The sequence below is a fragment of the Actinophytocola glycyrrhizae genome (genome assembly GCF_042653545.1).
Lineage (GTDB): Bacteria > Actinomycetota > Actinomycetes > Mycobacteriales > Pseudonocardiaceae > Actinophytocola > Actinophytocola glycyrrhizae.
In genome coordinates this window covers 61,322-82,093 of record NZ_JBHSIS010000022.1, presented here as the reverse complement: position 1 = coordinate 82,093, position 20,772 = coordinate 61,322, and the positions used below count along the sequence as shown (strand labels likewise).

The window sequence follows — 20,772 nt, the reverse complement described above, 5'->3', positions numbered from 1 at the left end:
ACCATATGGCTCCACAGGGTGATCGAGAATCAGTTTTCGCGTTCCAAACCTCATTTCGGAAATCTGCACGAGAACGAAACATGCGAGTTGCGGAAACGTGATCGGTGTGCTTAGGCCGCCAGGCGGACCTGGTTTCTCCCGCCTTCTTTCGCTTCGTATACGGCCGCGTCCGCGCCCTGCAGCAACGAGTCGAGCGTGGCCGCGTGAACGGGGTAGACCGCCACACCGATCGAGGTGGTCCGATTCGAGATGGCCACCGGCCCGCCGCGTTTGTCGGTGGTCGGCACGTGCAGTTCCGAAATCGTCTGCCGGATCCGCTCGGCGGCGGTCGCCGCCTCCTCCACGTCCGCGTCCGGCAGCAGCAGCACGAACTCCTCGCCGCCGAACCGGCCGATCACGTCGCTCGGCCGCGTCGCGCTGCGCAGCGCGTGGGAGACGTACTCCAGCACGTCGTCACCGGCCGGGTGCCCCCACGTGTCGTTGATCGACTTGAAGTGGTCGAGGTCCACCATCAACAGTGCACACGGCACGTCGTCGCGGCTCGCGCGGTTCATCTCGCGCTCCGCCACCTCGCGCCAGCCTCGCATGTTGAGCAACCCTGTCTTGGGATCCGTTCGTACGTCCACCTGCAACTGCCGGACCTCCGCGATCCGGTTGCCGACCACGCTGACCACGATCATGATCACCAGGGCGGCGGGAAAGTTGGCCAGCAGGATCGCGGTCACCATGCCCAGCGCGACGGTGACGGCTTCGAGCTCGTTGTCCTCCCTGCTGCCCAGCACCGTACGCGCGGTAGGCGACTGGTTGCCCAGCGCGAAGAAGCCGCCGATGATCCCAACCTGCGTGCCGAGGTAGACGAGCCCGCCCAACGCCAGCACCAGGAACTGCCGCAGCGAGTTCGCCCCGGTCAGCTCGACCATCGACAGGTCACCGAACGCCTCGATCGTGATGTGCGTGAGCAGGGCGGCGCAGGACAGGCTCGCGGTGGAGAAGATGAACCGGTTGAGCGGTCGGCGGGCGGTGAACCAGCGCTGCACACGCACGATGAGGATCACCAGCAGCGCCAGCTGGACCGGCAACACCAGCACCGCGGGGAAGACCCAGATCGCGGTGAGGTCGATGTGCACGGTGGACTGCCGGCTTCGCCGTCGCTCCTCCTGGCGGCGGGACAGCTGGATGTGGACCGTCGCGCAGATCGCCAGCGATGCGAACCGGAACCAGTCGAGGCCGTGCGGTGCCGGGGAGCCCACCACCGCGACGATGATCGCTCCGGCGGCGACGAGCTCCCATCCGATGGCGTACCCGGTCATTCGCCATGGCTGCTTCCAAACAGCCCATCGCCGCGGATGGACGATAATTCCGAGGTACCCCTGCCGTTCTTCGCGCTGATCGTTCACACTATGGGGTAGCGAATGGGTGACGTGCTCGGAGCGTCGCCGACGCTGCGACCGCTGCGCGCGGTTCGAGACGACGGTCTCGTCAGGAGGTGGCTCCCGTGATTGGTCACGAGTGTCGAACGGCATCGGTCGACGCACCTCATCACCGTCGGGCATAAGCGAGCCTGACTGCAGGCATGACCGTGGCACCGCCCGGTCGTGACGAACACATACCCACTACTATCTCGCTTCTGTGACCTGTCGGGGGCGAGACGGCTGAAGTACTATAGCCCGGCCTTAACCTGCGGGGAGGTGACATACATGTCGGACCGTGACCGTGACGCCTGAGTTCCCTGTTGTTCACAACATATAAAACCGATGCGGCGGCGAGCGCTATGTGCTCGGCGCTTCACTCGGGTAACCGTGCGTTCGCTCGGATTGGGGAGTACGACGATCTACCCGCTGTAGTCGCGCCCAAGCGACGGACGCGGGGATGGCGATCGCGACGGCGAGCACGCCCGCGAGAGCGACTGTGTTGGTGGCGGAGCCGGTCCACTGGGCCACCGCTCCGCCCAACGCAACGCCAACTCCCTGCGACACCCGCAACCCGGTTCGGTAGAGGCCGAACGCACCGCCGCGGATCTCGTTCGGCGTCAGCGTGTTGAACGTGGCGGTGACGGTGATCAGGTACGCGCCCAGTGCTCCGGCGAGCGCGAGCAACGCCAGGGCGAAGCCGAGGTTTGGCTGCAGCGCGAACAGGATCAGCACCGCGCCCGCTCCGGTCGCCAGCACGCCGACGATCCGGACCCGCGTCTCTGCTCCCACGAAGCGGGACAACACGAAGGCGCCCAGCACGAAGCCGAACGGATCGGCGGCGAGCAACAGGCCGACGCCCGCGTCGCCCGCGCCTGTCGCGTGCGCGAGGGGCGCCGCGAGCCCCTCCGGGATGACCACCAGACCGACCAGCCAGGACAGCGTGATCAGCACCCGGGCCTTGCGTTCCGAGAACGCCCACCGCGCGCCGCCGAACCAGCCGTCCTGCTTCGCCCCCGCGACCGGCCGGTTGTGGACCCACCGCCACACGACGAGCGTGCTCACGACGAAGGTCAACGCGTCGAGGGCGAGTGCCCACGAAGGGCCGATCCCCACGACCAGCACGCCGCCGCCCGCCAGCCCGAGCAACATCAGGGTGTTGGTGGTGATGCCGCGGAGGTCCTGGCTACGCAGGTAGAGCGCGTCGTCGGTGAACATCTCCCTGGTCACCGCGTTCTGCGCGGCCAGCGCGGGCGACTGCACCAGCCCGACCCCGAGCACCAGCGCGCACAGCACCGGGATCGGGGTGCCGGGGATCGCCATCAGGCCGACCAGGACGGCCTGCGCGGCCGAGCAGGTGACGATCAGGTCGCGCCGGGGAAAGCGGTCCGCGAGCTGGGACAGGCCGAGGCCGCCGACGAGCGCGGAGAGAAACGTGAGCGCGTAGATGAGCGCGGCCAGCAGCGCCGAGTTGGTCTCCCGGTACACCAGGATCATGAGTGCGACCTTGGCGAGCTGGTCGCCACCGATGGACTGTGCTTCGCTGAACCAGAGCGCGCGGAACTCCTTGACCGCCAACACAGCGGAAAAAGCGGGCTCTCGCTGGCTCAAACGTCAACCCCCGTGTCGATGCTGACAGATCCCGATCCGGTAGCGGGGATCGCGGCCACATCCGTCAGCCCACATGTACTCGACACACCATCTTGCCTGATCAGGCGCGTCCCGTCCGCGCGATCATGCTCATCCGGTCATCACTACGTAGCTCAGAGTACCGGTAGCGATGGCGTGTGGGCGCACTGGTGGTTTGGTCCGGCCATGTTCCCAGATGCCAGTTCTACCACCCGGGTGCCCCGGCGCGGGTACACGCAGGTGAGAGGGGCTGCCTCCGGCGGATCGGTTCTTCCCGAAGCCACTCGACCGGGCGCGGGATGTCGGATCACGCGCGGCGCTCTACCGGTCGCGAAGCAGACCGAGGAGTACCTGTTCGATGTCCTGCTCCTCGTCGCGGTAGTCACGGGCCGTCCTGGACACCGAGGCCGCGAGCGTGTCCGCTTTGTCCCCCACACCCCTGACCTGCCGCTGCAGCGCGGCGCCGAAGTGGTCGAGTGCGGCGGCGAAACCGGTTTCCTTCCCTATTCCGCCGAAGCTGTCCTCGGCGAGACCGCGCACGTTCCTCAGCTGGCGCGCCGACAGACCACGCAGGTCGTCGGCGATGTCGCGGGTGGTGCGCGCGTAGCCCGCCAGCGCGTCGGGGTCCACGAGGAAGCCGTCCCGGCCGCGGCCGGCCCCTGGTTTCCCGTCCTTGTCCTTGTTCTCCAGCGCGCGGACGCCGCGGCGCGCGTCGTCGAGGTGGCGCTCGTAGGCGCCGCTCGTGTACGCCGTCCACGGCTGGAACGAGTTCCCGCGCCCGGAGATCGCCCACGCCGCCTTCGCGTTCTCCTCCGGGTCGAACAGCTCGCGGTTGCCGCCCAGGTCGAACCGCTCGCGCCGGTCCGGGCCGAGCGCGCCGATCATGTTGATCTGCCACAACCCGTACGAGTCGTCCGGCGGCACCGGGTTGTGCGCCTTCGTGTCACCACCGGACTCGGCGAGCGCCACGGCGACCGCCACCGTCAGATCCTCGCCGCGGAACCCGGCCCCGTGCGCGTACTCGGCGATCTGCGCGGGCGACAACTTGGCCACGAGCGTCTCCTCTCACATGTCGTGAGGGAAGCGTCGCGGTCGCACCGGCCCCGCCACCAGCGTCGGTGCACACCGGCACAGGCGAGGTGCACGCCTGGAGTAGCAGGTGGGCCGGGGCGCCATGCGACCCAGAGCACCAGGCCCGCTTCACGGACCGATCGGCTAGCCGACGACGTCGAAGTCCGCTGGTTCGAGTTTGCGGGTGCGCAGCCAGTACTTCCAGGTGAAGCCCGGCCAGATCGTGCGGTTCACGCCGCGCGAGTCGAGGTACCAGCTCTTGCAGCCGCCCTGGGTCCACACGCCGTTGACCAGCTTGCGCTGCATGTCGGACTGGAACCGCGCCTGTGCGCTCTCCCTGGTGTCCAGCGCCTGCCCGCCGTGCTGCTCGACCAGTGCCATCGCCTGCGACACGTACCTGATCTGCGACTCGATCATGAACACGACCGAGTTGTGGCCGAGCGCGGTGTTCGGGCCGAGCAGGAAGAAGAGGTTCGGGTAACCGGCGACGGTGATGCCGAGGTGGGTCTGGATGCCGTTGTCCTGCCAGTCCTTCGACAGGTCGCGGCCGTCGAGGCCGGTGATGTCCAGGTAGTCGAAGGCGTCGGTGACGTGGAAGCCGGTGCCGTAGATGATCGCGTCGACCTCGTGCTCGACACCGTTCTCGTCGACGATCCCGTGTTCGGTGACCTCGCGGATGCCGTCGGTGTTGACCTCGACGTTGTCCTGCGTGAGCGCCGGGTAGTAGTCGTTGGCGATCAGCACGCGCTTGCAGCCCATCACGTAGTCGGGGGTCAGCTTGCGGCGCAGCTCCGGGTCCTTGACCGCCTTGTGCATGTGCGCCTTCGCGACCCGCGACGCGAGCTTCATCAGGCCGGGTTTGCCGTTGAAGCCGACCGCGCGGGCCTCCAGCAGCCAGTAGATGGCGTCGCGGTAGAGCCGCTGGACGCCGGGGACCCTGCGGAACACGGTCTTCAGCCAGCCGGGGATCGCGTAGTCGGGCTTGGGCATGATCCACGGCGGGGTGCGCTGGAAGAGGGTCAGCTTCGCGACGTCGGGCTGGATGCGCGGGACGAACTGGACCGCGCTCGCGCCCGTGCCGACGACCGCGACCCGCTTGCCGGTGAGGTCGTAGTCGTGGTCCCACTGCGCGGAGTGGAACGCCCTGCCCCGGAAGCGCTCGACGCCGGGCAGCTTGGGGACGTTCGGGATGTGCAGGCCGCCGATGCCGGAGACCAGGAACCTCGCGGTGTGGTCACCGTCGCTCGTGCTGATGCGCCAGCGGTGCTCGTCGGCGTCCCAGCGCGCGCCGGTGACCTCGACGCCGAACCGGATGTGGCGGCGCAGGCCGTACCGGTCGGTGACGTCGCGCAGGTACTGCCAGATCTCCGGCTGCGGTGAGAACGACCGCGACCAGCGGGGGTTCTGTTCGAAGGAGAACGAGTACATGTGCGACTGGATGTCGCACGCACAGCCGGGATAGGTGTTGTCGCGCCACGTGCCGCCGACGTCGGCGGCCTTCTCGAGGACCACGAAGTCCTCGCGGCCGTCCTTCTTGAGCTGGATGGCCATGCCGAGACCGGAGAAGCCGGTGCCGATCACCACGGTGTGGAACTCCATGCCGCCTACCTTACTCGGAGTAGGTTACTTCCGGTAGAGTAGCGCCGTGGGGCCAGTCAGGGAACAGCGGAAGAAGCGGATGCCGCGCGCGGAGCGGGAGCGGCAGATGCTCACCGTCGCGGAGGAGATCTTCGCCGAGCGCGGGTACCGGGACACGTCGATGGACGAGATCGCCGAACGCGTCGGGGTCTCCAAGCCGATGATCTACGAGTACTTCGGGTCCAAGGAGGGCCTGCTCGTCGCCTGTATCCGGGCGGCGCGCGCCGAGCTGCTCGCGGCGACGATCTCCTCGGTCGAGGGCGTCGAGTCGGCCGAGGAGGCGCTGCGGTGCGGGCTCAGGGCGTTCTTCGAGTTCATCGACTCGCACCGGCGGTCGTGGAAGCTGATCCAGGCCGAGGCCACGGTCGCCGGCCAGCAGGCCGTCGACGAGATCGAGGCCGGGCGCCAGCAGCAGACGGAGATCAACGTGACGTTGTTCTCCTCGTTCCTCCCGGACGTGCCGCACAGCGAGCTGGAGGCGTACGCCGAGATCGTCGTCGGCGCGTGTGAACGTCTCGCCACGTGGTACGTCCACCGTGACGTGTCAGCACCGGAAGCCGCGGAGCATGTCATGCGGCTGGTCTGGTTCGGGCTCCGCCCGGATTAACCACGCACGGTCACCGCCGATCGATTATGGTCAGCGGAACGTGTCTTTCCACCGGGGGGCGGGGAGACCGAGGAGGGCGGGAGAAGAAGATGGCTGACCCGATCGAGGTGCACTACACGCCGGACGGCGACGACTGGTCGGTGGTGGTGATGGGACGAGGCCAGACCCTGACCGGCCGCGCACCGGGCCTCATCGCCGCACGGGACCGCGCCGACCAGCTGGTGGAGACGATCGCGCCGGACGAGCCAGGCCACAAGACGGTGGTGCACCTGCTCGACGGCGACGCGGTCGAGTTCACCACCGCATACCTGACGGCCCGCCTCGCGAAGACCGAGCCGGACAAGCCCGATGCGCCCGCCGCCGGGGAGACGCCGGAGAAGGCGGCGACCACCGAAGCGGCGGCGGAGCCTGCGCGGGAGGAGCCACCGAAGCCGCGCGCGGAGTCGGAGGTGGCGACCCCGGCCAGGCAGCCCGCCGAGGCGAAGGAGGAACCGGCCAACTCCGGCAGCTGAGCACACAGAACGACCCGCGAGTTCGACGCCACCCCAACGGGTGATCGAGCTCGCGGGTCGTTCCGCGTCAGGTCGCGGAGCTCAGCGGAAGAGCTTGCGGATCAGCAGCAGCAGGATCAGTGCGCCGACGCCGATCAGCGGGTACTTGACCTTCGGTGAGTTCAGTGTGCTCGCCGCGCCCGCCTTGGCCTCGTTCACCAGCTTCTTCGGGTTCGCCTTCGTACCGAGCTGGTCCAGCGTGGACGCGAGCGCGTCCCGCGCCTGCTCGATCTCCCGCTGGATGGTGTCGGGATCGCGCGCCACGAGATTCCTCCTCGAAACGGTGTCAGGCCGACAAACCTAGAGCACCCAGGCGGCCTGTGCCCTGCCGACCCGCCGTGTGGCGCGCCCGCTGGTCACTCAGTACCCCGTCAGCTGCGCCGCCATGCCCTCGCAGCTGCGCACCACCACCCGCGCGGCCCGCCGCTGGCCCGTGCCCAGCGCGTGGTTCTCCGCCTGCTCCTGCCAGCGGCGCAGCGCGTCGGACACCGCGTCGTGCAGCTCGTGCCCGGACGCCGCGCGCTCGAACCCCAGCCGGGCGGGCAGCTCGGTGCCGACCCCGCCGACCAGCCTGCGTGCCTCGTCGGCGAGCGGGTCGGGCAGCGTGGTCCGCCCGCCGTGCAGCGCGGCCAGCAGGCGCAGCTCCCGGAAGTCGTGCGCGCTCACCACCAGCGCCTCCAGAGCCGACACCAGTCGCCGCGCGGCGGGCCGGGGCTCCATGCGCAGCACCACCTCCAGCGCCAGCAGGGCCGACCGCGCCTTCAGCACGTCGTGCCGGTCGGTGAAGCACTGCCGGATCGACTCGCGCAGCTCGGCGAGGCCGCTGCGGACCACCAGTTCGGCCGACAGCGCGTCCACGGTGGTGAAGCCCTGGCGGATCAGCGTGGTGACGAGCCGGATGCCGAACATCCCGAACCGCTCCAGCAGCGCCAGCCGGGTGCGGCTGTCCAGCCGCAGCGGCACGCCGTCGCCGACGAACCGGTCCGCCGAGACCATCGCCGTCTCCAGCTCGCGGCGCGCGGCCGACGCCAGCACGCGCAGCGACACCATCTCCTCGTCGGTGAGCGTCCGGCCGGCGTGGGCCAGCAGACCGGACACGGCGATCGCGTTCTGGCACAGCCCGGTGAGCCCGACGTCGGTCCGGTACCGGCGCGCGAGCCGCTTCGCCGAGGTCAGCGCGTCGATCCGGCCGCCGCCGACCTCGTCGGCGCGGGACAGCACGACGATCGAGTTGACCGGTGTCTCGCGGGCGATCGGGTGGTCCTGCAGCGACTGCAGGAACCCGACGTCCGTCGAGTGCGGCTGCCGCATGAGGTACAGCACGGCGTCCGCGTCGAGCGAGATGCGGGAACCGACCTCCGACGAGTCGATGCCGGGCGTGTCGATCAGGGTGAGACCACGCAGTGTGCGCGACGGCCAGTCCACGACCACCCGATCGAGTTGCTCGGACCGCCAGCCCTCGAGGTCGATGTGCAGCCGCCCACCCATCCGCGCCGCGGGGACGTCCCGCGGCGGCGCCTGCACCGGGTACACCTGCGCCCTCGGGTTGGCACCACCCCGGTACCACGCGAGGACCTGGCTGCCCTCCGCCACCGACAGCGGCGCGATCTCCTCGCCGACCAGCGAGTTCACCAGCGTCGACTTGCCGGCCTCCGGCTGCCCGGCGACCGCGACGCGCAGCGGCTCGCCGAGCCGGTCGACGTGGCGGCGCAGCCAGTTGGTGGCGCGAGGGCTGTCCCGGTACAGGTCGAGCGCGTCCCGCAGCATCGAGTGCGCGCGGTCGGCGAGACCGAGCGTCATGCCGTCAGCTCCCTGGGTCCGCCCTGGCCGACCAGTGCCTGGATCCGCTTGTGCAGCGCGGTGAGCCGCTCCACCTCGGCGGCGATCTCCTGGCTGTGGCGCCGCCGCTCGGCCAGCTCGGCCTCCGCCGCGCGCTTGGCGGCGGTCGCCTGCTCGGCGATGCCGGACTGGAGCCGCTCCACCACCGCCTGGAAGTGGTCGCGCAGCTTTCTCTGCACCTGACGGGCGGTGTCCTTGCTGGCCTTGCCGTAGGAGAGGAAGAAGTCGTCGACGTGGCGCTGCGCGGTCTGCTTGGCGAGGGCCTGCCGCCGCTTGAGCCTGCCGGTCCGCTCGTCCCAGACGCTCTTCGCACCGAACGCGGCACCCGCGGACAGCGAGATCGGGTTGATCAGCGGCATGCCCGCGATCGTGGTCGCGAGGCCGAACATGAGCAGGCCGCCGTAGGAACCGCGCAGGCCGACGAACAGCTGCTGGCCGACGGTGAACTTCTCGATCCTCGGCGGTTCCAGCCCGCCGACGTGGTCGAGCAGGCCCTGGGCCGCGACCTCCTCCGGCACCGCCTCCTCCAGCGCGACCTGCCGCGCGATCTTCTCGGCCACCCACTGGAACCGCTCGACGAGCCACGCGAAGTTGACCTCCGCGGTGTCGGCGAGCGCGTCCCGCAGCCAGTCGCCGAACTCGTCCCACGTCTTGGCCGGATCGGCCGCGTCGAAGAACTCGTCGGCGACGCGGACGATCTTGCGGGTGCGGTCGCGCAGGTCGTACTCGACGTCCGAGATCAGGTCCGCGACCTCGTCGGACAGCATCGTCTGCCAGCGGGTCGTGCGTCTGCGCAGCTCGTCGAGGCGGTGTTGCGCCGCGCGGTGCAGGGTCTGCGCCCGGCCCTGCTCACCGGTGCGGGCCTCGGTCAGCGCGGTGGTCAGCGGGCCCATCAGCTGTGTCGTGGCCTGCGCGGCGAGCATGGCGGTGGCGCCGCGGGCGATGGCTTCGCTGTTGCGCAGCACGTCCTGGGACAGGGTCCGCACGAGGTCAGCGAACCCGGACTCCTCGTTGAGCTGCTTGTCACCGGTCTGCGCGGCGGCGAGCCGGACGGTCGCCGACACCGGCACGACCTTCACCCGCAGGCCGGCCGCGGCGAGGCGGGCGCGGTTGCGCTCGGCGACCCTGCGCCAGCGCGGCACGATGTCGATCTTCGTGAGCACGACCGTGACGACGGGGCAGAGCGACGTGACCTCCTTGAGCAGGTCCAGTTCGGAGGAGCACAGCTCGCCGGTGGCGTCGGTGATCATGAGCACCGCGTCGGCGGTGCCGAGCGCGGCGAACGTGGACGCGGTGCGCAGCGCGCCGGTCGAGTTGAGCGCGGGGGTGTCGATCAGCACGAGCCCGGCCGCGAGCAGCTCGCGGGGCAGGCCGACCTCGGTGTGCACGTCCGGGCCGGCGACCAGCGCCCGCTTCGCGACCTCGGTGACGGGCACCGGGATCCTGGCCGGCTCGTTCGAGGGGCCGATCGCCCGTCTGCCGGTCGTCGGGACGTCCGCGACGAGGGCCGCCGAAGGTGTCTTCGCATGCGTTACGGTCGTGGGCGTGATTGTGGTCACATCGTCACCGACGGCACACACGTTGGCGTTCACGAGGGCGTTGACCAACTGGCTCTTGCCCTGGTTCAGCTCGCCGATCACGGGGACCCGGAGCTTCGGCTCGAGGAGGAGCGAACGCCGCTTCTCCAGCTTTCCGGCCAGGTCAGTGCGGTGGTGCGTGATGCAGGCCGCGATGGTGTCGTCGAGAACGGTGAGCCAGGGCTGAGTCCTCACCCGGACGAGTGTGCCGTGCTCCCCCATCTGGGTGAAAGGGGGCCGGGGTCCGTACTGCGTACGGACCCCGGCTCCTTGGGGTTGGGGCTAACCCCGTTTTCCCACTGGGCTGAAAAGGCGCGTTACAGACCCAGGTCCAGGTCGCCCACGAGCGGGGCGTCCTGGGGGAGGTGATCGGTGACGCCCGAGACGAGCCCACCCACCGGGCTGTCGTGAACGGCATCGGTCACCGGGTTGTTGGTCACCAGACCGGTGACGGCGTCGGTGTCGACCGGCAGCTGGCCCGTGACGCCCGTGACGGTGTCGGAGACCGTGCCGGACACGTCGCCGACCGCGGGCACCGCGGCGGAGTCGACGGTCGGCAGTTCCGGCAGCTGCGGGAGCTCCGGCAGCTGCGGCAGCGGCAGGTCGTCCGCCGTCGGCAGGTTCGACAGGTGCTCGGAGACCTGGTCGCCACCCTGCTCGATGCCCGCGGTCACGGTGTCGGTCGTGGAGTCGAGCCCACCGGCGGCCGGGGCGGCCGGGCCGGTGAGCAGGCCCTCGAGCGCGTCGCTGCCGGACTCGATGCCACCGGTGACGGCGTCGGCGCCGGTCGCCGCGTAGTGCGCGACGGTCCCGGCGACCGCGTCGCCGGTGTGGCCGAGGTGGTCGACGTCCAGCAGGTCCGACGGGTCGGCGGGCTGGATGGAGAAGTCGCCATCGGAGTTGGCGGAGAAGCTGCCGAGCGGGGACTCCGCGGCGACCGCGGCACCCTCGGGACCCACCAGCAGGCCGCCACCCAGGTCGCCTGCCACCGTGTCGGCGCCGCCCCATGCGCTCAGGTCGCCACCGACGTGGCCGACCAGGCCGAGGCCGGCGTCCGCGAGCGGGGTGCTGCCCGCGGCCGAGCCGCCGAACTCCTCCGGGTCGAGCTTCGCGCCGGCGGCCAGGTCACCGAACGCCGAATCGGTCTGCGTGGAGACCGTCGGGGCGTCGGAGTCCGACGGGTTGGCGAGGAAGCCGGAGGCGGCGGTGTCGAGCACGTCGCCGTCCAGGTCGACGCCGAAGCCGGTCGTGGCCGAGTCGACCCCCGCGGTCAGGTCGCCGAGCGGGGTCCCCACGTCACCGAGGTTCGGGACCGCGGGGATCCCGGAGGGCAGGTCACCGAGGCCGGGAAGGCCGGTCGGCAGGTCACCGAGGCCGGGAAGGCCGGGCAGGGCGGGCAGGCCACCGGGCAGGTCACCCAGGACCGGCAGGTCGCCGAGACCGGGGACACCGGCGGGCAGGTCACCGGCGAAGGGGCCGTCCATCGGCGCGGCCGAGCCGTCGGCCGCGGCCTGCGCGGAGGCGTCGGCCGACGCGTCGGCGGGCAGGCCAACGGGGGGAAGGCTGTCGGCGACCAAGGGGAGAACCTCCTGCACGTCTGCGGGCGTCAAGTGGGAGAGGCCGGCCTCCTTGAGCACGCCGAGCGGGTCGGCGGCATAGGCGGCCCTCGCGGATTCGTCGTTGATCAGCGTCAACGCGAAGTCCTGCAGGGTCTCTATCGAGAAGGACAACGAATTTCTCCTAGCGGATTTCAGTACTGGCGCGCGGCGGCGGTCGGGTGGAGAGGTGCGGGTCGACAAGCCGCGGCGCCGTGCGAGATCAACCTAGGGACGGCCGCGTCGGGGGACATCGGGGATCACTCCGAGTTGTCGTTTCGCCCCATAGGGCTAACAATGACTCACTCGTTAGGGGGTTAGGGGCTGCCCCAGGGCCCCACTGGGGGTTGCCCTACGGGGTCCCGCACCCTGGTACGACATAGCCCGCCCGCACGGACGGAGGTAACGCCCGCAATGCCGTACGCCCTCGGGATCGACCTCGGCACCGCGCGCACCACCGCGGCGGTCAGCCACCACCGGCACGACAGCTGGAGCGAGCCCGTCGTCGTGCCCCTCGACGCGACCTCCGACCAGCCGGGCGTCGCATCCGTACTGCTCCTGACCGGCGACGACGCCGTGGAGGTCGGCGAGGCCGCCGCCCGCGCGGCGGGCGCCCCGGACCGGGTCGCCCGCGACTTCCTCGACCGGATCGGGGACGAGGTCCCCCTCGCACTGGGGGGACGGCACTACCCGGCCGAGTCACTCGCGGCCGCGCTCGTGGCATGGGTCGTCGACCGCGTCGAGGCCTACGAGGGCATGCCGGCCACCCAACTGGTGGTCACTCACCCGGTGGGGTGGGGGGCGCACCGCCGCTCCGTGCTGCAGGCGGCACTGCGCGAGCTGAACATCCCCGAGCTGACCATGCTCCCCCGGCCGGTCGCGGCCGCGGAGGTCCTGGCGGCGGCCGACCGCGTCGAGGTCGGGCAGGAGGTCGCGGTGTACTCGCTCGGCGCGGGCCGGTTCGAGGCGGCCGTGCTGCGGCGCGGCGCGTTCGGGTTCGAGCTGCGCGCGCACGCGGACAGCGCGGACGTGCTCGGCGGCGCACTGTTCGACGACCTGCTGGCCGAGCACGTCGCCGCCGAGCTGGGCGAACTGCCGGACAGCGCGACCGGTCTGGCCGCGTTGCGGGCCGCCTGTGCCGGGGCCAAGGAACAGCTGTCCACCGCGGTCGCGGTGACGATCCCGGCGCCCGCCGGGTCGAAGAAGGCGACGGTCGTGGTCAACCGCACCGACTTCGACGGCCTGATCCGGCCGGTCGTCGAGCACACCGTGCAGGTGCTCCAGCGCGCGGTCCAGGGCGCGGACCCCGAGGCGTTGAGCGCGGTCGTCCTCGTCGGCGGCTCCGCGCGGGTACCGCTGATCGCGGAGCTGGTGTCGGCCGCGGTGCGGGTGCGGGTGGTGGCGGCCGACGACCCGACGACGGCCATCGCCCGCGGCGCCGCGCTCGCGGGTGGCCGGGTCGCGAAGCCGACCGTGCAGGCACATCCCGTGCCGGTCACCCCGACCATGACGCCGGGGGTCACCCAGCACACCGATCTCATGCGGTTCGACGACATGGACGCCGAGGTCGCGGACATCGGCCCGCCGCCGCCCCGGCCGCCCGTCGAGATCCCGGCGCTCGAACCACCCGCCCGCGGCCTGGCCCGCCTGACCCGCCGGGCGCGTGGCGGCACGGACGTCGACGAGGCCGACGAGCTCGACCGCGACAAGCGCGCGTGGGACTTCGCGGACGACGGCGACCGGGACGGCGACCGGGACGGCGCGGACCGGGCCGGGGTCCGCGCCGTCGCCGCCGACGACCCGCCCCGGCGACGCCGCCGCATCGACCCCGACGAGGACGACGAGTGACGCCGATCCTGGACGACGCCACCACGCGGCACCTCGATGCGCTGGCCGCCGACCCGCGCACCCACGTGTCCGTGGTCGCGCCGGGCGGCTACGGCAAGACCACCCTGCTGCACCACCTCGCCGCCGTGCTCGGCGCGACCGTGCACACCGGGTCGTTCGGCCAGGTCACCGGCGACGTGCTGCTGGTCGACGACGTTCACCTCCTCGACGACGCCGACCTCGCGGGCCTGCGCGAGTCGGCGGCGCGGACCAGGCTGGTCGTGGCCGCCCGGCCGTGGCCGAGGTCGGCCGCGCTCGCCGGGCTGCTCGACCTGGCACAGGAGCAGCTGATCCCGGCGCCGTTCACGAAGGAGCAGGTCAGGGCGTGTCTGCCCGCCGGGCGGCGGACCGAAGCGCTGGCCGAGTTCGTGCACACCGAGACCGGTGGCGTGCCGGGCTTCGTCGCCCGGCTCGCCAGGACGCTGGACGGGCAGAAACCCGAGGTCCCGGTCGCCGCGCTCGCCGAGTTCCGGCCAGAGCTGGCGCGGCTCGACGACGACGTGCTGCGGTTCATGCTGGCCGCCGACGCCGGGGTCGGCCTGCACCTGGACCTGCTGGTCGACCTGCTCGACCGGGACGCGGCCGCGGTCGGCGAGATCGTGGAGGCCGCCCGGTCGACCGGGCTCGTGGGCACCGCGGGTGCGCTGCTGCCGATCGCGCGGCGGGCCATCCGCGCGCTGGTGCCGGTGGAGCGGCGGGTGTGGATGCGGCAGCGGCTCGCGGAGCTGCAGCTCGCGCGGGGCGGTCAGGTGCTGGCGCTGGTCCGGCCGCTGCTGGGCACCGGCATCGGCGGGGACGCCGCGGCGACCGCGTTCGAGGCGGCCGCGGCCGAGGCCCTGCCGGTCGATCCGGCGCTGTCGGCACGGCTGTACGAGGCGGCGGTGACCGCGGGCAGGCCGCCGCTACAGGTCGGGGCCCGGCGGGCGGAGGCACTCGCGCTGGCCGGTGACCTGGACGGTGCGCTGCGGCTCGCCGACGAGGTGATCACCACCGAGTCCGCCGCGCGGCGACGGCACGCCGCCGGGGTGGCCGCGGCGGCGCTCGCGCACCGTGGGCAGCTGTTCCGCAGCGCCCAGCTGTACCGGTGGTCCGGCGCCGAGGAGGGCAAGCACTTCGCCACGCTCGGCCTGCTCGGCATCGGTGACCTCGCCGACGCGCGCGAGCTGGCGGCCAAGACGTCCTCCGACGGGCCGCCGACCTCGCTGTCCAGCGCGCTGACGCTGATGACGAACGGGCTGCACGAGTCGGTGGCGGGCACGCCGACGACCGCGCTGTCGATGATGGTGCGCGCGGCGGGCCTGCTCGAACCGGTCGGCCGGGGCGTGCTGCTGCCGGACAGCCCAGCCGCGCTCGGCGCGCTGCTCGCGCTGCACTACGGGGAGCTGAGCACGGCGTCGTCGCTGCTGGACCGGGCCGTCGCGGCGGGCACCGGCGGTGCGCCGCTCGCGACCCGCCACCAGCTGCTGCGCACGTGGATCACCATGGTGCGCGGCAACCTCACCGCGGCGGCCGAGCAGCTCACGGCGCTGCGCGGCACCCACCTCGAACCCCGCGACTGGCTGTTCGCCGTGGCCATGGAGCTGGGCGTGGCGCGGCGCGCGGGCGACACGAACACGCTGGGCCGGGCGTGGCTGCAGGCCGGGGAGGCGTTGCTGCGCCACCCCATGGACCTGTTCACGATCCTGCCGCTGGGCGAACTGATGGTGGCCGCGGCGCGGCTGCGGGAGGAGGCGCGCCTGTCCGCGCACCTCGACCAGGCCCGCACGCTGCTGAAAGAACTTGGCGACCCGCCGCTCTGGGCGACGCCGCTGTGGTGGGGCGGGCTGCACGCGGCCGTCATCGCCGACGACGCCGAGGTGGCTGGCGAGCACGTCGAGGCGATGGAGCGGGCGGCGGCGAAGGACGAGCAGTTCGGCATGGTCGCCGCGGCGGGCCGGTGCTGGGTGGAGCTGATGGCGGGCAAGGTCGACCCCGACGCCGTCGAGGACGCGGCACGAGGGCTGCACGCGGCCGGGTTCACGTGGGACGGCGCGCGGCTCGCCGGGCGGGCGGCGACCAGGACCTCGGATCGCAAGGCGATGGTGCGGCTGCTGGACTGCGCGCGGCTGCTGCAGGGCAAGCCGGTCGCGCGGCGGATGCCGGACGAGCCGTCCGACGTGCCCGCGGTGACGCTGTCGGAGCGGGAGCTGCAGGTGGCGGAGCTGGTGGTGTCCGGGCTGACCTACAAGGACGTCGGCGACCGGCTGTTCATCTCCGCGAAGACCGTCGAGCACCACGTGGCGCGGATGCGGCAGCGGCTCGGCGCGGCCAGCCGCAGCGAGCTGCTGTCCCAGCTGCGGACCCTCGTCGGGAGCCCCGGTGCCCGCGGCTGAGCGGCTCGTCGCGGCGGGACGCGGGCTGGCGGCGGGCGGGCTGGTGACCGGCACGGCGGGCAACCTGTCGACCCGGGTGGGCGAGGACGTGCTGGTGACGGGTTCCGGCACGGACCTCGGTGCGCTGACGCCCGCGGACCTGACGCTGGTGTCGTCGGCGGGCGAGGTGCGGTCCGGGGACCTGCCGCCGACCTCCGAGCTGCCGCTGCACCTGGCGGTCTACGCGGCGTTCCCGTCGGTCGGCGCCATCGCGCACGCGCACTCGCCCGCGTCGATCGCGGTCGGTCTCACGCACGACGTGCTGCCGCCGGTGCACTACCTGACCGTGCGGTTGGGCGGGGTGGTGCGGGTGGCGGACTACGCGACGTTCGGCTCGCCGGAGCTGGCGTCGTCGGTGGTGGCCGGCCTGGCGGACCGGTCGGCGGTGCTGCTGCGCAACCACGGCTCGGTCGCGCACGGCGACACGGTCGAGCAGGCGTGCGAGCGGCTGGAGCTGGTGGAGTGGCTGTCCGACGTGTACGCCCGCGCGGCGGCACTCGGCACCCCGCACCTGCTCGGCGACGACGAGCTGGCGGCCGCGGCGGCCACCTTCACCAGGTTGGGCTACGGCGAAGGCTCCTATACTGCGGTTGTTGACCGCCCGCCAACAGATCGGTGACGACGTGACCGCCGCCGCACCACGCAGGCGCAGGCTGGAGCCTGACGAGCGCCGCGAGGAGATCCTGGTGTGCGCGATGCACCTGTTCGGCGAGCGTCCGTACGCGGCGGTGTCGACCACGGAGCTGGCCGCGCGGGCCGGGGTGGCGCGCGGGCTGATCAACCACTACTTCGGCACGAAGCGCGACCTGTACCTGGAGGTCGTGCGCAGAATGGTGACGATCCCGAGGTTCGCGATCGAGCAGCTGCCGCAGGGCCCGCTGGAGACGCGCGTCCGGGCCGCGGTCGACTGGTTCCTGGAGGGGGTGGACCGCAACAGCAAGGCATGGCTGGCGGCGACGGGCGCCATCGGCCAGGACCCGGAGGTGGAACAGATCCTGGCGGACGCCGACGAGACCGCCGCCGACCGCGTGCTGGAGGCGGCGAGCCTGTCGGCGGCGGCTCCCGAACTGCGCGCGATGGTCCGTTCCTACGGCGGCATGGTGAAGTCCGCGGCCAGGGAGTGGCTGGTGCGCAAGGACCTCACCCGCGAACAGGTGCACCTGATCCTGAGCACCACCCTGCTGTCCCTGATCCGTGACGCGGCCCCGCGCCTGACCGGCGACCGGCGGTCAGGCGCGTAGCCGACGATGTCCGGCGACGACGGCGTCCACTTCGGACCGGCGAAACACGGATGAACGCCGCGCCGGTGTGTGCCACAGTGACCGCCGTGCTGGTGAGAAGAGAACACGCGGGGGACGTGCCCGTGATCGAAGAACTCCACCGGGCCGCCTTCACGGGCGAGGTGGAGGCACGCCTGGTGACGGCACTTCGCGCGTCGGACGCGTGGCTGCCGCCGCTGTCGCTGGTGGCGGAGTCCGACGGCCGGGTGGTGGGCCACGTGGTGTGCACCCGCGCCCACGTGGGCGACGTGCCCGCGCTGGGACTCGGCCCGCTTGGCGTGGACCCGGCCGTGCAGAGGTCGGGCATCGGCAGTGCGCTGATGCACGCCGTCCTGGGCGCCGCGGACGCCATGGACGAGCCGGTGGTGGTCCTGCTGGGCCACACCGGCTACTACCCGCGCTTCGGCTTCGAGCCCGCGACCGGGTACGGCATCACGCCTCCGGTCCCGGAGTGGGGCGAGCACTTCCAAGCCCGCCCACTGTCCACCTACGCCCCGTCGGTCCGCGGCCCGTTCGCCTACGCGGCCCCGTTCAACGAGCTGTGAAGCCGGGAACCCCGCGGTAGTCCGCTTCGGGCAGTGGGCGGCGCGGACACCCCTCGCGTCCGCGCCGCCCGGCTCGGCTACGAACGGGTGAAGTCCGCCTCCCAGTTGGTCTCCCAGGTCCCGCCGTCGTCGACGGAGAACGCCTGCTCCCACCGCGCGCTCTTCTCCGTGATCCCCGACCACCGGTAGCGCACGCGGATCTGCCTGCCCTCGAACTCCTCCTCGCTGAAGAACTCGCCGACACCCTGTTCGTCGAAGCGCCCCACCACCGGCGGCAGCGCCAACTGTCCGTTGCGGGAGTTCACCCAGTAGATGGACCAGTCCTGGGTGACGGGGTCCTGCAGCCGCAGCGAGATCCCCCGGAACCCGAAGCCGGGCAGGTCCACCTCGTCGACGTTCGCCGCACCCTCGAACAGGGAGTAGTTGACCACCGACCCGTCCGCGGTCTCCCACTCGCCGGTGCCGCTGAACGGCTTCGTCTTGCGCTGTGTGGTCTGCCAGGTGCCGACGAAGAAGTCGAAGTTGTTCGCCATGCCGCGCACGCTATGGCGCATCCACTGACACGGAATGTCAGCTGACCTAGGATTCCTCACCGTGCGCGCGGCCAGGATCGTCCAGCTGCTGCTCCTGCTGCAGACCAGGGGCAGGCTGACCGCCGCCCAGCTCGCCGAGCAGCTCGAGGTCTCCGTCCGCACGGTCTACCGGGACGTCGACGCCCTGCACGCGGCGGGCGTCCCGCTGTACGGCGAGGCCGGGCACGCGGGCGGCTACCGGCTGGTCGACGGCTACCGCACCCGGCTGACCGGGCTCACGGAGAACGAGGCGGATTCGCTGTTCCTCACCGGCCTGCCAGGGCCCGCCCGCGAGCTGGGGCTGGGCGCCGAGGTGGCCGCCGCCTGGCTGAAGCTCACCGCCTCCCTCCCACCGGAGCTGCGTGACCGCGCCACCCGCATCCAGCAGCGCTTCCACCTCGACGCGCCGAGCTGGTACGCCGAACCGGACGACACCCCGGCACTCGCGGCCGCGGCGGACGCGGTGTGGCGGGAGCGCCGCATCCACGTCCAGTACCACCGCTGGCGTGCCCCGACCGAGGTCACCCGGACGTTGGACCCGTACGGCCTGGTGCTCAAGGCGGGCCGCTGGTACCTCGTGGCGGCCGGCACCAGGATCAGCACCTACCGGGTCGCCCAGATCCGCGAGCTGACCGTGCTCGACGAGGCGTTCCGGCGCCCGGCCGGCTTCGACCTCGCCGCGTTCTGGCAGACCTACCTCGACGACTTCGACGCCCGCCGCCACGTCGGCACCGCGACCGTCCGCATCTCTCCCGGCCTGCGGGAAACCCTGGTCGACGCGGTCGAGCCGGCCATCCACCGCGCGGTCGAGGAGACCGCGTCGGCACCGGATGCCGACGGCTGGGTGACCGCGACCGTGCCGATCGAGAAGATGGCACACGCGCACCGCCTGTTCCTCGGCTTCGGCGCGGACGTCGAGGTGCTCGCACCGGCCGAGCTGCGGGACCGGATCACGACGTCGGTGACCGCGCTGGCACGGACGTACTCACCCGGCTGAAGGACCGCAGAAGGGGCAACGTCAACAGGCTCAGCACAGCGAGCAACAGGAACGCGAGCAGCGGCTCACCCACGAGCATCCCGACGACGGCCGCGACGACGAGCCCGCCGAGGTTGCCCGCGAGCCACATCAGCCCGGCGGCCGTGCCCTCGCTGCGCCCGGCCCGCCGCTCGGTGAGCTCCAGCACGATCGGCAGCGCGGGCAGCAACGCGAACCCGATCAACGCCAGCGCCACGAACCCCGTCACCACCCCCGGCGCGAGCGCGAGCACCACGCACGCGCCGATCGTGACGAGCAACGACGTGGTCAGCAGGGCCAGCTCCCACCCTCTGCGGCTGGCCAGCACCGGCAACACGGCACACCCGGCCACCCCGGCGACCACGTTCGCGATGAGGATCAGGCCGGCCGTCTCCTCGGGCACACCGGCGGGTTCGAGCAGCGGCTGCGCGAATGTCGACAGGGTGACGAACACCCCGAACGGCACGAACACCAGCGCGCACAGCCTGCGGATGTACGGGTCGCCCCACGCGATCCGCAACGCGCCGAACCCGGCGGGCGCGGCCTCGGTCCGGTGCTCGGCGGGCGTCCGCAGCACAGCGAGCACGGCGGCGGCCGCCGCGACCGCCAGCGCGGCCTGCACCACCAGCAGTGCGGCGATGTCGTCGGCGAACACGGTCCCCAGCCCGAACCCGACGATCAGCCCGGCGAACGTGCTGGCCGACCCGACCGCGATGCCCGTCGGCCGGTGCCGCCGCGCGAGGTAGCGCCCGGCGACACCGGTGATCGCGTTGAGCACCAGCGGCTGCGCGACCGCCACGACGAGCTGCCCGGCCAGCGCGAACACGTAGGTGTCGCCGAGGAGCCGGACCACCGCCCCTGCCGCCGCGAGCAGCGCCCCGGCGGCGAGCCCACCGCGGAACCACCGGTCGAGCACGATCCCGGCCGGGATCGCGAGCACCACGTAGAGCAGCGGGAACACGTTGGCGAGCCAGCCGACGGCGCCGTCACCGACGGCGTAGTACCGGCCCGCGGCGTCGGCGACCGGCGCGTAGGTGACCCACAGGACCTGCGTGACCGCGCCGAGGAGCGCGAACACCGCGACCATGGACCACCGGCTGCGTGGTTCGTGCACTTGTCTGCCCTCACGGTGTCGAACCGGCCGCC

Annotated in this window: 18 protein-coding genes; 8 read left to right on the top strand and 10 right to left on the bottom strand. The window is 71.9% G+C overall.

Annotation, left to right across the window (positions count from 1 at the left end):
• Positions 1-110: 110 nt before the first annotated feature.
• From ACFPCV_RS31405 to ACFPCV_RS31390, 4 genes are all read right to left on the bottom strand, one after another.
• Positions 111-1,397 (bottom strand): GGDEF domain-containing protein, encoded by a 1,287-nt coding sequence (locus ACFPCV_RS31405; protein WP_378060197.1) that lies wholly within the window; start codon positions 1,395-1,397, stop codon positions 111-113.
• A gap of 372 nt (positions 1,398-1,769) precedes the next feature.
• Positions 1,770-2,990 (bottom strand): MFS transporter, encoded by a 1,221-nt coding sequence (locus ACFPCV_RS31400; RefSeq protein ID WP_378060195.1) that lies wholly within the window; start codon positions 2,988-2,990, stop codon positions 1,770-1,772.
• Between the two features lie 369 nt (positions 2,991-3,359).
• Complete coding sequence (locus ACFPCV_RS31395) at positions 3,360-4,091, bottom strand: transglycosylase SLT domain-containing protein (RefSeq protein WP_378060193.1); 732 nt, start codon at positions 4,089-4,091, stop codon at positions 3,360-3,362.
• Between the two features lie 162 nt (positions 4,092-4,253).
• The gene (locus ACFPCV_RS31390) at positions 4,254-5,708 is read right to left on the bottom strand and encodes a flavin-containing monooxygenase (protein ID WP_378060191.1); all 1,455 of its coding nucleotides are present in this window, start codon (positions 5,706-5,708) and stop codon (positions 4,254-4,256) included.
• 46 nt (positions 5,709-5,754) lie between these two features.
• On the opposite strand from ACFPCV_RS31390, the gene ACFPCV_RS31385 reads away from it, so the two are divergent.
• Positions 5,755-6,354 carry a TetR/AcrR family transcriptional regulator gene (locus tag ACFPCV_RS31385; RefSeq protein ID WP_378060190.1) on the top strand — a complete coding sequence of 200 codons (600 nt, stop codon included), beginning with the start codon at positions 5,755-5,757 and terminating at the stop codon, positions 6,352-6,354.
• Positions 6,355-6,443: 89 nt separating this feature from the next.
• Entirely contained in the window at positions 6,444-6,866 is a 423-nt protein-coding gene (locus ACFPCV_RS31380; RefSeq protein WP_378060188.1) for a hypothetical protein, read from the top strand.
• Positions 6,867-6,947: 81 nt separating this feature from the next.
• On the opposite strand, the gene ACFPCV_RS31375 is transcribed toward ACFPCV_RS31380, so the two are convergent.
• From ACFPCV_RS31375 to ACFPCV_RS31360, 4 genes are all read right to left on the bottom strand, one after another.
• On the bottom strand, positions 6,948-7,169 hold the full coding sequence (locus ACFPCV_RS31375; protein ID WP_378060187.1) for a DUF3618 domain-containing protein: 222 nt from the start codon (positions 7,167-7,169) through the stop codon (positions 6,948-6,950).
• Positions 7,170-7,265: 96 nt separating this feature from the next.
• Positions 7,266-8,705 (bottom strand): P-loop NTPase family protein, encoded by a 1,440-nt coding sequence (locus ACFPCV_RS31370; RefSeq protein ID WP_378060186.1) that lies wholly within the window; start codon positions 8,703-8,705, stop codon positions 7,266-7,268.
• Positions 8,702-10,516, bottom strand: coding sequence for a dynamin family protein (locus tag ACFPCV_RS31365; protein ID WP_378060185.1), 1,815 nt, complete (start codon positions 10,514-10,516; stop codon positions 8,702-8,704). The genes ACFPCV_RS31370 and ACFPCV_RS31365 overlap by 4 nt, the downstream gene beginning before the upstream one ends.
• Positions 10,517-10,638: 122 nt before the next feature.
• Positions 10,639-12,051 (bottom strand): IniB N-terminal domain-containing protein, encoded by a 1,413-nt coding sequence (locus ACFPCV_RS31360; RefSeq protein ID WP_378060183.1) that lies wholly within the window; start codon positions 12,049-12,051, stop codon positions 10,639-10,641.
• 279 nt (positions 12,052-12,330) lie between these two features.
• Between ACFPCV_RS31360 and ACFPCV_RS31355 the strand changes: the two genes are divergently transcribed.
• From ACFPCV_RS31355 to ACFPCV_RS31335, 5 genes are all read left to right on the top strand, one after another.
• Positions 12,331-13,764: an Hsp70 family protein gene (locus tag ACFPCV_RS31355; protein WP_378060182.1), complete on the top strand. Its 1,434-nt coding sequence runs from the start codon at positions 12,331-12,333 to the stop codon at positions 13,762-13,764.
• Positions 13,761-16,175, top strand: coding sequence for a helix-turn-helix transcriptional regulator (locus tag ACFPCV_RS31350; protein WP_378060180.1), 2,415 nt, complete (start codon positions 13,761-13,763; stop codon positions 16,173-16,175). Before ACFPCV_RS31355 ends, ACFPCV_RS31350 begins: the two co-directional genes overlap by 4 nt.
• Positions 16,162-16,833 carry a class II aldolase/adducin family protein gene (locus ACFPCV_RS31345; protein WP_378060178.1) on the top strand — a complete coding sequence of 224 codons (672 nt, stop codon included), beginning with the start codon at positions 16,162-16,164 and terminating at the stop codon, positions 16,831-16,833. Before ACFPCV_RS31350 ends, ACFPCV_RS31345 begins: the two co-directional genes overlap by 14 nt.
• Positions 16,808-17,455 carry a TetR/AcrR family transcriptional regulator gene (locus tag ACFPCV_RS31340; protein WP_378060176.1) on the top strand — a complete coding sequence of 216 codons (648 nt, stop codon included), beginning with the start codon at positions 16,808-16,810 and terminating at the stop codon, positions 17,453-17,455. Before ACFPCV_RS31345 ends, ACFPCV_RS31340 begins: the two co-directional genes overlap by 26 nt.
• An 86-nt stretch (positions 17,456-17,541) precedes the next feature.
• Positions 17,542-18,039, top strand: coding sequence for a GNAT family N-acetyltransferase (locus tag ACFPCV_RS31335; protein ID WP_378060174.1), 498 nt, complete (start codon positions 17,542-17,544; stop codon positions 18,037-18,039).
• A gap of 77 nt (positions 18,040-18,116) precedes the next feature.
• Here the strand turns inward: ACFPCV_RS31335 and ACFPCV_RS31330 are convergent, their stop codons facing one another.
• A complete protein-coding gene (locus ACFPCV_RS31330) occupies positions 18,117-18,572 on the bottom strand; it encodes a hypothetical protein (RefSeq protein ID WP_378060172.1) in 456 nt (151 codons plus the stop codon).
• A 34-nt stretch (positions 18,573-18,606) separates the two neighbouring features.
• On the opposite strand from ACFPCV_RS31330, the gene ACFPCV_RS31325 reads away from it, so the two are divergent.
• Positions 18,607-19,608 (top strand): helix-turn-helix transcriptional regulator, encoded by a 1,002-nt coding sequence (locus ACFPCV_RS31325; RefSeq protein ID WP_378060170.1) that lies wholly within the window; start codon positions 18,607-18,609, stop codon positions 19,606-19,608.
• On the opposite strand, the gene ACFPCV_RS31320 is transcribed toward ACFPCV_RS31325, so the two are convergent.
• Complete coding sequence (locus tag ACFPCV_RS31320) at positions 19,562-20,740, bottom strand: MFS transporter (protein ID WP_378060168.1); 1,179 nt, start codon at positions 20,738-20,740, stop codon at positions 19,562-19,564. The genes ACFPCV_RS31325 and ACFPCV_RS31320 overlap by 47 nt on opposite strands.
• Positions 20,741-20,772 lie beyond the last annotated feature (32 nt).